A 16,396-nucleotide genomic window follows, 5' to 3' on the forward strand; every position below is an offset into this window, starting at 1 on the left:
GCAGTGGTAATATCTGCCCCTCCTGAATGCTCTAGAAGCGCCATGTTACTCCAACGTTGGTTGATACTTGATTCATCCATGAAGTTTTAAATTGGATGACACAAGAATCGCTGCCTGAGCTTGGTAGATTACATACGCCTGTGGTGTCATTATCGACCACGGTGCCTAGCCATCGCACCTGTCCATTGAGAGCAAGCTGTTCGGTGAGCTTGTATTCAAAGCCGCCCATGATAGAAGCAGAAAAGCCAAGGTTATCGTCTACCCAGTCGGCTTCGATATAAGAACCGCCAAGGCCTAAGCCTAAGTAGGATGATAACTGTTCATCAAGCTGGTAGTGAATGCTGCTTTGAAACAGTAAGTAGTGAACATCAGAATCTTGTTTGATCTTTTCCACCTCTGTGGCTTGGCGTGTGTAGAACAAGCCTATACGACCAGTGTCAAAATCACTCTCGATACTGAGAGCCAGATTTGTGGAGCCTTTTAAGTCAAAATCTTCACCGTCTTGATTCTCAACACTGCCACCTAAGGTATAGCCAACCCAAGGAGTGACGTAGAGATCTGCCACACTGTATGTGCTGGTACTGCACAGTAGTAGTCCTAGCGTCAGTTTCACGATTTTGTGCATGATCATTCTGTTCCTTGTGATGGAGTAGTAGACCTACTAATTGTGATGCTAACGCCATAATTAAGCACAAAAAAAACTCAATAATTGAAGATGTTTCACAGTGATGTTATTACTTTGTTAAACAACAAGGAGGTGTCTATGGAACACAATCTGAAATATGCCCTAATTATCTCTGCGGTTGCTCTCGCTATCATCACCGGATTTTCGCTTGTCGCTGTTATGACGGCTTAGGTGATTCGATGAAGAATAGCGGTGTTATTACTAACGCTGCTGTACAGTTAGATACCCAAAGATTTAAAAAGTACACTGGCGGTAAAAATGCATTGGTCGCACAAGGTGGCGGGCAACGAGGTATTTTTACCTCTGGTGTTCTTGACGCTTTTCTCCTCTCCAATTTCGATCCTTTTCATTCCTTTTATGGTACCTCAGCGGGTGCAATGAACTTATGTGCTTTTTTATGCCGTCAGAGAGGGATTGGTAAATCCTTCATTTTAGATCTCACCACTTCTTCTGAATTCTTCCACTTGTTCAGTTATATTCGCCGCCGCCAATATTTGGGTTTGGATTGGGCGTTAGATAAGATTTCTGATTATCCCTATCGGCTCGATATTGATATGGGGCGTCGAATTCTTGCGGATAGAGAAGCGTATGCCGCAGTTACGGATGTGCCTCGTTTAATCGATCAATATTTGCCGATGTTACAAGATGATTGGAAGAAGGTATTGGTCGCTACCTGTGCGATTCCCCGTTTGTACAATGAATCGGTTGAGTTTGAGCATGGCGTCTATGTGGATGGAGGAGTATCAGCATCGATACCCGTTCAAGAAGCGTGGCGTAAAGAAGCGCGCTGTATTGTGGTGATCCGCACAGAAGGCGAGGATTTAGTCACAGATACCCCAGAGGTGACAGATCAAGAACAGATAGAGTGGTTTCGAGATTCCTTTAATTCTATTCAAGGCCATTGGCAAGATAAGCTCTCGCAATGGAAAAGTGATTGGAATCTGTTTCTGAATGAACAAGTAGCTAAAGCTCATGGATATAAGCATGAACACCCTCACCTTGAATCGCTCAATGGGGGGCGCTGGCTTTTTGGGGCTGATGATATTTATCGGTTAAGTCATTTGTTAGGGGATAAGTTTGATTCGGGCTTAGCGGATATGCTGATGGTGCATTATCAAACCTATTCATTGACGCAAGACTTCTTATATTCGCCTCCAGATGATTGTTTCATCATTCAAATCAAGCCGGGCCAGCCATTGCGATCTAATTCTTTGATGAGTGAAAAAGAAGATTTGCTGCATGACTATCAATTGGGCCTAGATGCTGGGTTTAATTTCGTCGATACATACATTGCTAGTACAGTTCGCCAAACCAGTCTAATTAAATAGGGGAGCATTATTGCTCCCCTTGCTATCAATACCGCTTAACCTTTATCTTTAAGCCGAAAGAATACGCATACAGTTTGTTGAACCCACGACATCCATCACGTCACCTTGGGTGATGATCACGATATCTCCATCATCGAGTAGACCACGCTGTTTGAGCGTATCAACGGCAGCTTGAGCTGTTTCTAACCCTGTATCACCCTTAGAGTCGAAATAGACTGGGAAAACACCACGGTAAAGCGCTGTAAGGTTCAGGGTGGCTTCATTACGTGACAAGGCGAAGATAGGTAGCCCTGAGCTGAGGCGTGATGTCATAAGCGCAGTACGGCCCGATTCTGTCAGGGTGACAATTCCTTTGATGCCACGCATATGGTTAGCGGCAAACATGGTCGACATCGAGATGGTTTCTTCACTGCTTTCGAACACTTCTTCCATTCGATAGCTTGAACGGTTTACGTCCGCCATCTTTTCAGCCCCGAGACAGACTTCTGCCATCGAGCGTACTGTTTCAAGAGGGTAGTTACCTGCAGCGGTTTCACCTGAAAGCATGACCGCATCGGTGCCATCCAAGACTGCATTGGCGACGTCCATCACCTCCGCACGAGTTGGCATCGGATTTTCCATCATCGATTCCATCATCTGCGTCGCAGTGATAACGGTTCTGTTTAGGCTACGTGCGCGGCGTATCAATTGTTTTTGCACACCAACAAGTTCTGGATCGCCTATTTCAACCCCAAGGTCACCACGAGCAACCATAACGGCGTCTGAGGCGAGAATGATGTCATCAATGTTCTCTTCACATTCAACGGTTTCTGCGCGCTCTACTTTGGCGACCAGTCTTGCTTGTAAACCAGCATCGCGAGCCAATCTGCGAGCGTACTTCATATCTTCGCCATTGCGTGGGAAGGAGACAGCAAGGTAATCGACTTTGATCTCTGCGGCTAATTTAATGTCATTCTTATCTTTCTCGGTGAGTGCATCTGCGGACAAGCCACCACCTTTCTTGTTAATGCCTTTGTTATTCGAGAGTGCGCCGCCGATGGTGACCTTAGTTCTAACTTCTGTTTCTGTCACGCCAATGACCTTAAGCTGAACACGACCGTCATCAAGCAGCAGGATATCGCCCGTCGTAACATCTTGTGGCAAAGCTTTGTAATCTAGGCCAACTGCGTCTTGATTCCCTTCTCCAGGCTGTAAGCTGCTATCTAGAGTAAAATTGTCGCCAACATTGAGAATGACTTTACCTTCCGCAAAGGTCGACACGCGAATTTTTGGTCCTTGCAGATCACCTAAAATAGCAACATGAGTACCAAGTTTCGCGGCAATATTGCGAACGCGAGTAGCACGTAATCGGTGATCATCGGCTGTGCCGTGGGAAAAGTTCATTCGAACCACATTGACCCCAGCTTCTAATATCGCTTCCAGCATTCCGGGTTTATCAGTAGAAGGCCCTAGTGTAGAGACAATCTTTGTTCTTCTTTGGGGTGAGGTCATTATGATCTCCTTGATCTGACTCTGTTTGATTATTAACTAGTTTAGTCTGGTAGAAAAAATACATAATTATTTATGCAAAAAAATAGAGCATGAAATGTGATAAAGGCTCAGCTATTTGATTAGGTACACAAAGAATTATGTTTATACGTGACACTTGTCACGGCGATCTACCAAAGCTCTTCACAATTACTTCGCAAAGTAAAAAAATTACCTAGTTGTTGATATCTGGAGCACTCTATGTACATGGCTCAACCTGGCCATATTGATCATATCAAGCAGGTCAATGCTGGACGGGTCTATAAACTCATTGATCAAAAAGGGCCTATTTCTCGCATCGATTTGTCGAAGGAGAGTGAACTTGCACCAGCAAGTATTACGAAAATCACTCGTGAATTGATTGAAGCGCATCTTATTCATGAAACGACGGTTCAAGAAGCAACCAGTCGTGGGCGTCCTGCTGTCGGTTTGCAGGTGAATAATGAAGGCTGGCAGTTTTTGTCAATGCGTCTTGGACGAGGGTATCTGACGATCGCTTTGCATGAGCTTGGCGGCGATGTGCTTATCGACACAAAAATAGACATTCATGAAATTGATCAAGAAGACGTGCTCGCACGCTTACTGCATGAGATCGACGAATTCTTCCAAACCTATTCTGACCAACTTGATCGTGTGACAAGCATCGCGATTACCTTGCCGGGCCTTGTAAATTCGGAGCAAGGTGTGGTGCTACAAATGCCGCACTATAACGTTGAAAATCTCGCACTTGGACCTGAGATCTACAAAGCAACTGGGCTTCCTGTTTTTATTGCCAATGATACTCGAGCTTGGGCTCTAGCAGAGAAACTGTTCGGCCACTCTCAAGAGAATGAAAACTCGGTTCTCATTTCAATTCACCACGGTTTGGGTGCTGGGATTATTTTGGACGGCCGTGTATTGCAAGGTCGCCACGGTAACATTGGTGAACTCGGGCATATTCAAATCGATCCAAACGGTAAGCAGTGTCATTGTGGCAATCGAGGCTGTTTAGAAACGGTTGCCAGTTCACAAGCTATTCGAAATGAAGTCACTGAACGTATCGCAAATGGTGAGACGTCGTCTTTAGCTGAGTTTGAAGAAATTTCTGTCGAAGATATCTGTGAGGCGGCAGAAAATGGCGACCCACTAGCAGTGGATGTGGTTGAAAAATTGGGTCGTTACTTAGGCTCTGCGATTTCTATTGTCATCAATTTATTTAACCCAGAAAAAATTCTAATTGGTGGGGCGATTAACCAAGCCAAAGAAATTCTTTATCCTGCGATTCAGCAATGTATTGAAGAGCAGAGCTTACCGGTTTACCACCAAGATCTTGAATTGGTAGAGTCGCGATTCTACAAACAAGCGACCATGCCAGGAGCAGCGTTAATAAAACAAGCGTTATTTGATGGTTTACTACTAATGAAAGTGATCGAAGGCTAGTATTTCTCGGTTTACTTTATCTTTTAGATAAACCCATATAATCTTGAGTGATGTATGGGTTTATTTTTTTATCTTAGTCTTGCTATAGACTACTGTTGATATATAACACATTGGTTGAGAAGTGGTATGTCCGGAGTTTTAAATACAGTTGACCAGCGAACGAATTTAGTCGGCGAGAACCGTCTTGAGCTGTTGCTATTCAGTCTTAACAGCAGACAGATCTTTGCGATTAACGTATTCAAAGTACGTGAAGTAATCAAAGTACCTCCTTTGACTAAAATGCCTGGTTCACATCACCACATCACCGGTGTTGCTTCGTTGCGTGGTGTTTCCGTCCCTGTGATTGACCTGCGTGGGGCGATTGGTTTTCCTGCATCTCGACTTGATAATCAGGAAGAGAACTTGATCATCACTGAGTACAACCGAACCATTCAAGGTTTCTTAGTTGGACAAGTACGCAATATTATCAATACCGCTTGGACAGAGATTCAACCGCCGCCTAAAACTGCAGGTCGAGCGAACTACCTGACGGCTATTACACACGTCAATGATGGTGAGCAGCTAGAAATTGTTGAAATCATTGATGTTGAAAAAGTACTGGCGCAGATCATTGACTACGATATTTCAATCTCTGAGGGCGTTCTGGATGAAGAACTTGCAGCGGAAATGGTTGGGCGCAATGTACTGATTGTTGACGACTCCTCTACGGCACGTATGCAGGTGAAAGGTACATTGTCTCAACTAGGTTTGAACATTATCGAGTGTCGTGATGGCTTGGAAGCGTTGCGACTACTTAAGGGGTGGGCAGACGAAGGTAAAAATGTGGTTGAGGAATTGCTGTTGATGATTACCGATGCTGAAATGCCTGAAATGGATGGTTATAAGCTAACGCATGAAGTGCGTACTGATCCTCGAATGAAGGATTTGTTTGTTACTTTAAATACTTCGTTAAGTGGTAGCTTTAATGATGCGATGGTGAAAAAAGTCGGTTGTGATCGCTTTATATCTAAATTCCAGCCCGATTTATTAGTTGAAGTCGCTCAAGATAGATTACGAGATATTTTAACAAAATAGTGTTCCATTTTATTAATCGTTGATGATTCGTTGTTGGTAAAGTGCTATATTTGTGGTGTTATTTTGTTAATCGAAATGACGCTACTATCTAAATACAACTTTTCAATCGATTTTTAAGGTAGTTCCTATTCATGATATGGCTGACGTCTAAAGTTGTGATGACTTTATGCATGTTACTGTACAGGGAATACAAGAAAAGAAGTATGGAAGCTGAAGACAGGTTTTAACTTGTCGACATGGTAATTAAAAAGGGAGCCTCGGCTCCCTTTTCTATTTTTGTATTTCGAGTTTTAGATCAGCGCAGGCTCGCCATTAATGGAAATCTCTCGATTTACTTTGTAAGCCTTGTAGTTTGTCCGTCATATCAATTAACCTTCCAGCAATAATATGCGTCACCTCTCCTTCGCGCTCTAAGATGCCTTTGACCATTAATATTTTGGCGGTTAGGTAAGCCTGTTTTTGTGCTCGAGCGGTGGTTTGCCATACTACGACGTTAATATTTCCAGTGTCATCTTCAAGAGTAAAGAAAGTGACGCCAGCAGCGGTGCCAGGGGCTTGTTTTCCTGTGACTACGCCAACCACAGTGACCAACGATTGATGAGGTCTGCTCGTGAGCTCATTCATCCGGGTAAAATGTTCTAATACTCCAGCTTTATCTAGGAGAGTGATCGGGTGCTGCTGGAGAGAGAGGCCCGTAGAAGCGTAATCCTCAAGTAGTGTTTGTATATCGGATGGCGCCGAGACAAGTTCTTTGTCGGCTTCTTGTATCTCCTGAAACAGGGGCAAGTCTGACAATGAATCCATCATTGCCCATCGAGTTTGATAGCGATTGTTAGCGATAGATTGCATTGCGTTTGCTGAAGCAAGCAGTTCCACATCTCGCCGGTTGAGGCCAATGTGCTTCAACTGATTTGGGTGACTAAATCCTTTATTTCCCCGAGCTTTTATCAGTTGATTGCCGCTCTCTCTACTGAGTCCTTTGATCTGACGAAAGCCTAATCGGATGGCGAGTTTATCTCCACAATGCACCACTTGATGGTCATAAAGCGATTGGTTAACGCAAACGGGTAAGGTTAATACATGGTGTCGTTTTGCATCTTGAACCAGCTGTGAGGCGCTGTAGAAGCCCATAGGTAAGCTATTGAGAATGGAGGTGTAAAAAGCTTCTGGGTAGTAGTGTTTTAACCAAGCAGAGCAATAAGCGAGTACAGCGAAAGAGGCGGAGTGGCTTTCTGGAAAACCATACTCACCAAACCCGAGTATTTGGTCAAAAATACGTTCAGCAAACTCCAGCTCATACCCACGGCTGAGCATACCTTCCACTAGCTTGGTCTTAAACTTAACTAAGTCACCACTTTTCTTCCATGCGGCCATTGCTCGACGTAGTGCATCAGCCTCACCACCGCTAAACCCTGCAGCTACCATCGCGAGTTTAATAACCTGTTCTTGAAAGATAGGAACGCCCATGGTTCGTGACAGAACCTCTTTGACTTCTTTCGAAGGGTAAGTGACAGGCTCAATGCCATCACGACGCTTTAAAAAAGGATGAACCATGTCACCTTGAATCGGGCCTGGCCGTACAATCGCAATCTGTATGACGAGGTCGTAGTAAGTCGCTGGTTTGAGCCTAGGAAGCATACTCATTTGAGCTCGTGATTCGATTTGGAATACGCCAACGGTATCGGCTTTCTGGATCATACCATAAACATTAGGATCATCTTGTCGACGGGTGATTTCCGCAATGGTTAACTCTTGATTGTGCAGTTTTTTAACTAAATCAAAGCACTTTCGAATGGCGGTTAACATTCCCAAAGAGAGCACATCGACTTTAAGAAGTTTTAGTGTCTCTAAATCGTCTTTATCCCATTGAATCACGGTGCGATCGGCCATGGAAGCATTCTCTACAGGCACGAGTTCATACAGTGGGCCTGCAGCGATGACAAAGCCACCTACGTGTTGAGACAGGTGACGAGGAAAGCCCAAAATGTCATTGACCAAAGCGATGAACTGTTCACCTTTGATTGAATCCGGCTGTAGACCTAGTTCAACAATTTGCGCTTGCCAGCCTAAAGAGCGATCACGGCGATTGACGTTTTTAATGAAGTAATCAAGCTGGCTCTCTTCGATTCCTAATGCTTTGCCGACATCTCGAACGGCACTTTTAAATCGATAAGAGATGACTGTTGCGGCAAGAGCAGCACGCTCTCGGCCATATTTTTGATAGATGTACTGGATCACCTCTTCGCGGCGTTCATGCTCGAAGTCGACATCAATATCAGGCGGTTCATCGCGTTCTTGACTGATAAAACGTTCAAACAACACTGAAATCTGCCTTGGATCAACTGAGGTTATCTCAAGACAATAGCAGACCACGGAGTTAGCCGCAGAGCCTCGCCCTTGGTAAAGGATCTGGTTACGTTTGGCAAACATTACTATGTCGTGAATCGTAAGAAAGTAAAACGGGTATTGGAGCTCTTCAATTAACCTCAGCTCTTTCTCTATTGTCTCTTCTATATGACTGGGAATCCCTTCAGGAAAACGCAGCCTCTTTCCACGCTCAACCAACGCTCTGAGGTAGCTGATTGGGGTTTCTCCATTTGGTACCAGCTCGCTTGGGTATTCATATTTAAGATCACCTAAGCTGAATTCGCAGCGCTCCGCGATGTTGATGCTTTCCTGTAGCCACTCAGATTTGAATAATTTGCTGAGTTTTTCTTTGCTGCGCAGCGTTCGTTCGGTATTGGTGAGCAGTTGTGAGCCTATCTTGTCGACACTTTGACCGTGCTTTATTGCCGTTAAGATATGCTGTAGTGGCAAGCGAGTAGCAGTATGCATTAAAACCCCACCACAAGCCGTAATGGGCAGCGACAGTTCATGAGCCAATTGTTCACAGTGGGTCAGGTAGTCTTTATCATCAGAATTTAAGTGGCGCTGAATGCCAACCCAGAGACGCTGACTGTGGTGCTGCACTAACCATTGCCCCCATTTATGGTCATCTTGTTGATGAGTGGGCAGCCAGAGGATTAAGCAATACTTAACAGACATCAAATCCCATTCGGAGAGTTGGTATTCCCCTTTATCTGCCCGTCTTCTGGCATTGGTAATGATTCGACACAGCTCGGCATAGGCTTCGCGAGAAGGGCACAATAGAATCACTTGGCACTCTTGGTTGAGCCAAAACATGCTGCCAATCACCAGTTTGATGCCAAGCTGGTGGCTTTTCATCGCGCTGTAAGCCCGAACGACGCCTGCCACAGAGCACTCATCTGTAATGGCTAATGAGTGATAGCGTAAAAAATCCGCCTGGAGAATCAGCTCTTCGGCATGAGAAGCACCAGTCAGAAAAGAAAAGTTGGTTTGGCAAAATAGCTCAGCGTATTTCATGTGCCCTCTAGCTAAATAAACCGTGCAAAAACCACTGCATCTGCTGATTACGGAATACCCATAGCCAGCGGCCGCTGTGACTACGTGCAATGAAGTAGTCTCTTGTCATTTCATCGCCATCCCACCACCCAGTTGCAAAGCGTTCAGGGCCTTGAATGATGGATACTTTCTCGTTCAAAGGCTCTGGCTTGGGTAGCATTAGGCTAGGGCGAAAGCGGTACGCTCTAGCGTGGCTTAAGTTAGGCTTGATTGGAATCGGAACATCGGGCGCACAAAGGATGGTGGCGTGTTCCGGTCTAGGGTCATTATTTGGCGCCACTTTCCGCACGCTCTCTTTGCCTAATTTCGCTTGTAGAACACCAATTAGCTCTAGCTCGCTTTGTTGCCCTTTATGACCAGAGAAAATATCTTGGCTGGTGGATTCAAGCTCGCCACCACGAATTAAGCTTAAGGTTAGCCCTTGAACGGGTGCATCAAGTTTGAGTGGTTCCATCGTCAATTGGCACAACTTCATCCAGCGCTCGGCCAAATAATCGCCACTGGCGGATGTGAAAATGATTGAGCCATCTTGCTGATCACGCTGGTGCAGGGTGAGCTGAAGCTCGTAAGCGACTTGGTTACGGAGAGTAAGGAACAGCGCCAACTTATCGAGCAGTTTTCTCAGGGGTTTTTCTAACCATTGAATATTCTCAATATCAAACAGTAGCTCCATATAGCTTTGGAACCGCTCTGGTGGATGATAAAAAGTCATTGGGTGCTTAAATTGCCCCATTAAACGGCCTACGTAGTTAACCAGATCAATATCAAATCGACGAGCAAGCTCTTGCATCGGCAGTTCAAGTAATTGCTGGATATGAGTCACGCCAACGCGCGATAGTTTTTCTACTTGCTTATGATCGAGTTCCGTCGCTCTGATAGGGTAGCGGCTAAGGATATCGGCCATCGCTTGTTTATCTTGGTTGAGTAAGTTTGAGCCTGATTTTGCGAGGAGAATGGCTGAAAAAGGCGAGAATCCTGTAGCAAAATGAAAGCGAAGTTTGAGCTTATCTAGATGGCGTGAAACATGTTGCCAGTAGGCATCTAGCCCGCCGTATAAAGAGAGCATATTAGTAGCTTTCAATAAAATACCTTGCGGTGCAAAGAGGACGATGTCAGAGGTCACCATGTAGAGCCACTGCGCAATATCAATCAGGGTTTGTTGCTCGACTTTTTCATCATAAGGGTGCACTTGTAACTGGTGACAAAGGGCACTGGCACTGCCTAATCCCATGCCTAACTGTATGCCTTGATCTGTTGCATTCTGGTTGCATTGCACGATTTGAAATCGCTTAGAATCGACAATGACCAAAGGGTGTTGAGACTCTTCAGAATAGAGCGCATCTAGCTGCAAAGTCGGGAAGTAAAGGTAAATCCACAGTTTCATGCTTAGCCCTGCTTACGTAACGGAAATGGAATGATGACAGGATCTTTAGGCTGTACGGTTAATGTTGGCCATAGCGCACCCATGTCGAGAACAAAACTGGCATGTGGCCAACCGCCCTTACGCTTAGTAATGGTAATCTCAATGCCCATTGAGTGAGGCAGCAGTGTCATGCTTAAACTCACTGGTAGTGAAAATAGGCTCTTTTGTTGATGTTTGAAAAGAAAAGAGAGGCACCCTCCCGTTTCACTTGCCACTTGCAGGCGGCGAGCATGATGAACTTCGATCTCTGATTGCCAAAGTAAAACATTACTGCACGCACCGCTTTTTAAACACTGCTCTGCAGCCCAAAGTGCCTCTTTTTCACTTTTCGGGTAGATGAGTAGGATCTTATTCGGATCGATACCTTGTGCAGTCAACTGATCAGCGCATAGATAGCCTGGCGGTTGAATAAAAACGGACAATCGCTCCTGACTTGTTTGCTTTAAGTGAGGCAGCAGTAGGCGCAGCTCACCAATAGCTTGAGGTGTCTGAAGTTCGATAACGCCATGCTTGGGGAAGCCGCCTTCCAGTTTTTGGTCAAGCAGCGAATACCCAGTGGAATAGTGCTCTTGAGAGTCTGGAGTTTGGCTGCCCTGCCAAAGCCATTGTTTCTGTTTAAGGTGTTCGATCAGTTCATACATAACAATTTACCTGTATATATATACAGTATAAATTATTATTGATGTTCAGCAAGAGGGGAGGTGATCGGATGGATAAAAAAACGCCTTGAGCTCCATAATTTAAAGCTCAAGGCGTTGATGTTTCGTTAGAAATTAAATTTATTTCTTTGGCTGTGCGTCGATACATTCACCGTTCACAGATTCGCTCTCTGAACTCATTAGGTAGAGATACAAAGGCATGATATCCAGTGGTGTTTTCAACAAATCAGTATCTTCAGCCGGGTAAGCTTTAGCGCGCATGCCTGTGCGAGTTGCCCCTGGGTTAATTGCATTAACACGAATGTGAGTATCGCTTAATTCGTCCGCAAGAATTTGCATCATACCTTCAGTGGCAAATTTCGATATAGCGTAAGAGCCCCAGAACGCACGACCGCTGTGCCCAACTGTTGAAGACGTAAAGATAATGCGCGCTTCTTTTGATTTATGCAGTAGGGGTAAGAGCGCTTGTGTCATCAAAAACTGCGCTTTTACGTTCACTTGCATGATGTCATCAAAGCTGTCTTCGCCAATCTGGTCAAATGGGCTGATAACGCCAAGTAAACTGGCATTGTGGAGTACGCCATCCAAATGACCGAACTGGCTTTCAATGGTATCAGCCATATCGATATAATTTTGCTTAGTCGCACCTTTCATATCCAGTGGAATGATGGCAGGTTGAGGATAACCTGCTGCTTCGATCTCATCATAAGTCTGTTCCAGTTTCTTTACTGTACGACCAAGTAGAATAACCGTAGCACCATGCTGGGCGTAAGAGAGAGCGGCTTGTTTACCAATGCCTGCGCCTGCACCTGTGACTAGAATGACTTTATCTTTCAAGGCATCTGAGGAAATAGAATAATCCACGACGTGTATCCTTATTGTAATGATTTACTTTATGATTCCGTAAGATGGTGGTTACAATACACTAAATCGAACAATTGGGGATATCACATTGGAATTTTTGTTGGACTATGGGCTGTTTTTGGCCAAGATTGTGACTGTGGTAGTTGCGATTGTCGCGATACTGGTTATTGCAAAAGCAGTTGGCGGAAAGAGCGGTGGCGCAAAGGGTGAGCTCGAAATCACCAACTTAACTGAGCAGCATAAAAATACCGTTGAGCAACTTGAACATCACCTACATGATGAGTCATTTATTAAGGCTCGCGATAAGGCTGAGAAGAAGCAAGAAAAAGAGAAAAACAAAGCACGCGATAAAGAGATCAAAAAAGCCTCAAAAGAGGGTGACTTGGATAGCAAACGCGAACCTCACCTGTTTGTTCTTGATTTTAAAGGCAGCATTGATGCTAAAGAAGTGGCGTCACTACGTGAAGAAGTGACAGCGATTTTGGCTGTGGCTCGTGAAGGTGACGAAGTGCTGCTAAGACTGGAATCTGGTGGCGGTATGGTGCATGGCTATGGCTTGGCATCATCACAATTGGATCGTTTAAAAGCAGCGAACCTACCTTTAACCATTTCTGTCGATAAGGTCGCAGCAAGTGGCGGTTACATGATGGCGTGTATTGCCGATAAGATTGTGTCAGCGCCGTTTGCGATTGTGGGCTCGATTGGTGTTATTGCTCAATTGCCGAACTTCAATAAAGTGCTGAAAAAGTACGACATTGAGTATGAACAGCTAACCGCAGGTGAGTACAAGCGTACTTTAACCATGTTTGGTGAAAACACAGATAAAGCGCGTGAGAAATTCAAGCAAGAGCTAGAAGAGACACACGATCTATTCAAAGACTTTATTCGTGAGCGTCGTCCTGCTTTAGAATTAGATCAAGTGGCGACAGGTGAACACTGGTTTGGTACTCAAGCGCACAAGCTTGGCCTAGTTGATGAAATCAAAACATCGGATGATCTAGTTGTTGAAGCGTGCAAAGACAAAACGGTATTGGCGATTCATTACGTAGAGAAGAAAAAGCTGACGTCTAAACTAGCAGGCATGGCTGGTGAAGCGGCAGACAATGTATTGATGAAGCTGATTGATCGTGGCCAACGCCCGATTGTCTGATTTAGATTGAACTAGATAGCAAAACGCCCATCTCAGATGGGCGTTTTTTTTATTCTGTTTAACTGAGCTTATTGCGCAGGGTTACTTCTTGGCGTTTTTGGCTTGTTTGGGCGACGACCAGCTGGCTTTCCGTTAGCTGAGCGGTTGTTGGGTTTACCATCGCTGCGCTTGTTGTCACCACGCTTCGCATTGCCGCCGTTTGATTTGCCTTTATTACCGCCTTCTGCATTTGGTTTGTTATGACCAAAGTGACGCTTGTTTTTACCTGCTGGTTTATTACCACGGGCATTGTCACCAGAACGTTGGCCATCTGCATGATCTGTTTTCGGCTTCTTCGGCTTTTTCGGTTTCTTTGGTTTAATTGGGCGAGTGTCCAATTTTGACTCTGGTAGTTCGTTTACCGGTTTAAAGCCTTCAAGCTCCATACGTGGCAGCACTTGTTGGATTAAGCGTTCGATACCAAATAGATCAAAGGCTTCATCGGCTTCAACCAGTGAAATAGCACGGCCCACCTCACCTGCACGGCCAGTACGGCCAATACGGTGAACATAGTCTTCAGAAACATTCGGCAGTTCGAAGTTCACTACTTGTGGAAGCTGAGGGATATCGATACCACGAGCGGCAATATCCGTTGCAACCAAAACACGTACATCGCCAGATTTAAAATCAGCGAGAGCACGAGTACGCGCGCCTTGGCTCTTGTTACCGTGAATTGGCGCGGCTGTGATCCCTTGATCGTTCAAGTAGTGAGATAGGCGGTTCGCGCCATGCTTAGTACGAGAGAAGACTAATACTTGTTTCCAATCGCCATCTTTGATCAGCTTAACCAGCATTGGCGCTTTCTTGCGCTTATCTGCTGGGTAGATGCATTGCTCGATAGTCACTGCGGTTGAGTTTTCAGGGTTCACTGAAACTTCAACTGGGTCGTTAACTAACCCTTTCGCAAGTTCACGAATCTCTGATGAGAACGTCGCCGAGAAAAGTAGGTTCTGACGTTTTGCTGGTAATAGCGCAAGAATCTTACGAATGTCACGAATGAAACCCATATCCAACATACGGTCTGCTTCATCAAGAACAAGCACTTCTAGCTGATCAAACTTCACCGCATTTTGCTGATAAAGGTCAAGTAAGCGGCCTGGTGTTGCAACCAGCACATCACAACCTTTACGCAGTTTCATCATTTGTGGGTTGATCTTCACACCACCAAAAACAACCGTAGAGGTTAAACGTTGGTGGCGGCTGTATTTGAATACGTTCTCTTGTACTTGAGCGGCTAACTCACGAGTTGGCGTAAGGATCAGTGCGCGAACATGGTTGCCTTTAACGCGAGTGCCATTATCAAGGCGCTCAAGGATAGGAAGAGTAAAGCCAGCCGTTTTACCTGTGCCTGTCTGCGCTGCCGCCATGACATCCCTACCTTGTAATACTGCAGGAATAGCTTGCTCCTGAATTGGAGACGGTTTGTCGTAACCCTGTTCTTCAATCGCTTTGAGGATCGGGGCAGAAAGGCCTAAGGAGGTAAAACCCATATGTTGTTCTCTGTGTGAAATGACTCTCGGCAAATTTACTCGACGAGAAAAAGGGCGCCATTCTGAGCCCTTTAGGTTAGAACATCAACAGAAATTATTGGTGGCTTTGGTCTAATTTAGCCAGAACAGGCACTTTATTGATCATAAACGCTAAGATTAAGCCACTGATTACGCCAAATAGGTGAGACTCCACCGCCACCCGAGCTTGGATAAGATCGGATGTCGATTGTGATGCGCCCACGGTGAGCTCCCAGGTGACTTTAGCGATTACACCCACAACCAGTAGCCAGCTGCTATTTCGGCCGCGCAGCGCTTCTTGTAACGCGAAATAAGCGAACAGACCATGTAAAACGCCAGATAATCCAACGTAGCTGGTCATATCGCTGAAGAAGTTAAGTAGACCAACAGCAAGGCTAGTTACGAGTAGGATAACAAGCAGGCTTTTTTCGCTTGGTTTAAAGATAAAAGTGATGACCCAAAGCCCGGCTAAATTCATCGCCAAATGCGCAAAGTTGGTGTGGGTGAAGTTTCCTGATAGGATTCGCCACCATTGCCCATCTGATATCCATTGGCGATGCCATTCAGATAGTGACGCAAAAGGTTCAAACTGGAGCCCAAGGCACACTAAGCTGATAGTGATTAACAAAAGAAATAAGCGCACTCTATGTCCCGATACTGTTCTCAATGTGGAAAATCACTCAAAGCATGTATTTGCGAGTGGATTCAAAGCTTACCATCGAAGGTAGAGCTGGTCATCTTACAGCATCCGAGCGAAACAAACAGACCTATGGGTACGGCCCGTATCCTGAGTTTGTCACTGGCGAACAGTCACTATTTCGTTGACGAAGATTTTACTGAGCATGAGCCACTCAATCAGCTACTCAATGACACTTCCTACCAACACTTTGTGCTTTATCCTGGTGAAACGTCGGTGGCGCATACCGAAGTAGCGCAAAAACTTGAAAAGGATGAGCGCATTAGGGTGATCTTGTTGGATGGAACGTGGAAGAAAGCCTATAAAATGTGGTTGCTATCGAAAAATCTACATGCGTTGCCTTTGGTTCGTTTGCCTGAAAACCTACAAGGGAATTATCGGATTCGCAAAGCGCCAAGTGATAACAGTTTATCGACAGTAGAAGCGGGGTATCATATTTTGTCTTTGCTAGAACCCGAGCAAGATTTCTCGCCATTGGTTGAGGCGTTTAATCAGATGATTGAGTTTCAAATCAAACAGATGCCGCCAGGTGTGTTTGAGAAAAACTATCTAAGTTAATTCGAAAAAAGCTGAGATCAGACTAAACTGTATCTCAAGCGA

The 16,396-nt window shown here is 45.1% G+C and carries 14 protein-coding genes; 6 read left to right on the forward strand and 8 right to left on the reverse strand.

From position 1 onward, the window contains the following. Positions 1–31: 31 nt before the first annotated feature. Positions 32–625, reverse strand: a complete 594-nt coding sequence (locus tag GVO60_RS05750; protein WP_159651784.1) for an outer membrane beta-barrel protein — start codon at positions 623–625, stop codon at positions 32–34. A gap of 138 nt (positions 626–763) precedes the next feature. Between GVO60_RS05750 and cydH the strand changes: the two genes are divergently transcribed. Next, the gene (gene cydH / locus GVO60_RS05755; protein WP_159651786.1) at positions 764–856 is read left to right on the forward strand and encodes a cytochrome bd-I oxidase subunit CydH; all 93 of its coding nucleotides are present in this window, start codon (positions 764–766) and stop codon (positions 854–856) included. Positions 857–864: 8 nt separating this feature from the next. Further along, positions 865–2,013 (forward strand): patatin-like phospholipase family protein, encoded by a 1,149-nt coding sequence (locus GVO60_RS05760; protein ID WP_159651788.1) that lies wholly within the window; start codon positions 865–867, stop codon positions 2,011–2,013. A gap of 48 nt (positions 2,014–2,061) precedes the next feature. On the opposite strand, the gene pyk is transcribed toward GVO60_RS05760, so the two are convergent. Then, positions 2,062–3,504 carry a pyruvate kinase gene (pyk, locus tag GVO60_RS05765; RefSeq protein WP_159651790.1) on the reverse strand — a complete coding sequence of 481 codons (1,443 nt, stop codon included), beginning with the start codon at positions 3,502–3,504 and terminating at the stop codon, positions 2,062–2,064. 237 nt (positions 3,505–3,741) lie between these two features. Between pyk and mlc the strand changes: the two genes are divergently transcribed. Then, positions 3,742–4,959, forward strand: coding sequence for a sugar metabolism global transcriptional regulator Mlc (gene mlc / locus GVO60_RS05770; RefSeq protein WP_159651792.1), 1,218 nt, complete (start codon positions 3,742–3,744; stop codon positions 4,957–4,959). Between the two features lie 126 nt (positions 4,960–5,085). Continuing rightward, the gene (locus GVO60_RS05775; protein WP_159651794.1) at positions 5,086–6,033 is read left to right on the forward strand and encodes a chemotaxis protein CheV; all 948 of its coding nucleotides are present in this window, start codon (positions 5,086–5,088) and stop codon (positions 6,031–6,033) included. A 312-nt stretch (positions 6,034–6,345) separates the two neighbouring features. Here the strand turns inward: GVO60_RS05775 and GVO60_RS05780 are convergent, their stop codons facing one another. The 4 genes from GVO60_RS05780 to GVO60_RS05795 form a co-directional block, all read right to left on the reverse strand. Beyond that, positions 6,346–9,417, reverse strand: coding sequence for an error-prone DNA polymerase (locus GVO60_RS05780; RefSeq protein ID WP_159651796.1), 3,072 nt, complete (start codon positions 9,415–9,417; stop codon positions 6,346–6,348). A gap of 7 nt (positions 9,418–9,424) precedes the next feature. Beyond that, the gene (locus tag GVO60_RS05785; protein WP_159651798.1) at positions 9,425–10,840 is read right to left on the reverse strand and encodes a Y-family DNA polymerase; all 1,416 of its coding nucleotides are present in this window, start codon (positions 10,838–10,840) and stop codon (positions 9,425–9,427) included. A 2-nt stretch (positions 10,841–10,842) separates the two neighbouring features. Continuing rightward, complete coding sequence (imuA, locus tag GVO60_RS05790; protein ID WP_159651800.1) at positions 10,843–11,520, reverse strand: translesion DNA synthesis-associated protein ImuA; 678 nt, start codon at positions 11,518–11,520, stop codon at positions 10,843–10,845. A 138-nt stretch (positions 11,521–11,658) separates the two neighbouring features. Further along, positions 11,659–12,402 carry a YciK family oxidoreductase gene (locus GVO60_RS05795; protein WP_159651802.1) on the reverse strand — a complete coding sequence of 248 codons (744 nt, stop codon included), beginning with the start codon at positions 12,400–12,402 and terminating at the stop codon, positions 11,659–11,661. Positions 12,403–12,490: 88 nt separating this feature from the next. On the opposite strand from GVO60_RS05795, the gene sohB reads away from it, so the two are divergent. Then, positions 12,491–13,552, forward strand: a complete 1,062-nt coding sequence (sohB, locus tag GVO60_RS05800) for a protease SohB (RefSeq protein ID WP_159651804.1) — start codon at positions 12,491–12,493, stop codon at positions 13,550–13,552. A gap of 68 nt (positions 13,553–13,620) precedes the next feature. Here the strand turns inward: sohB and GVO60_RS05805 are convergent, their stop codons facing one another. Together GVO60_RS05805 and rrtA are read right to left on the reverse strand one after the other, a co-directional pair. Continuing rightward, positions 13,621–15,081, reverse strand: a complete 1,461-nt coding sequence (locus GVO60_RS05805; protein WP_159651806.1) for a DEAD/DEAH box helicase — start codon at positions 15,079–15,081, stop codon at positions 13,621–13,623. 94 nt (positions 15,082–15,175) lie between these two features. After that, entirely contained in the window at positions 15,176–15,742 is a 567-nt protein-coding gene (rrtA, locus tag GVO60_RS05810; RefSeq protein WP_159651808.1) for a rhombosortase, read from the reverse strand. Between the two features lie 3 nt (positions 15,743–15,745). On the opposite strand from rrtA, the gene GVO60_RS05815 reads away from it, so the two are divergent. Beyond that, positions 15,746–16,354 (forward strand): tRNA-uridine aminocarboxypropyltransferase, encoded by a 609-nt coding sequence (locus tag GVO60_RS05815; RefSeq protein ID WP_159651810.1) that lies wholly within the window; start codon positions 15,746–15,748, stop codon positions 16,352–16,354. Positions 16,355–16,396: the final 42 nt, after the last annotated feature.

The organism is Vibrio atypicus (assembly GCF_009811315.1).
Lineage (GTDB): Bacteria > Pseudomonadota > Gammaproteobacteria > Enterobacterales > Vibrionaceae > Vibrio > Vibrio atypicus.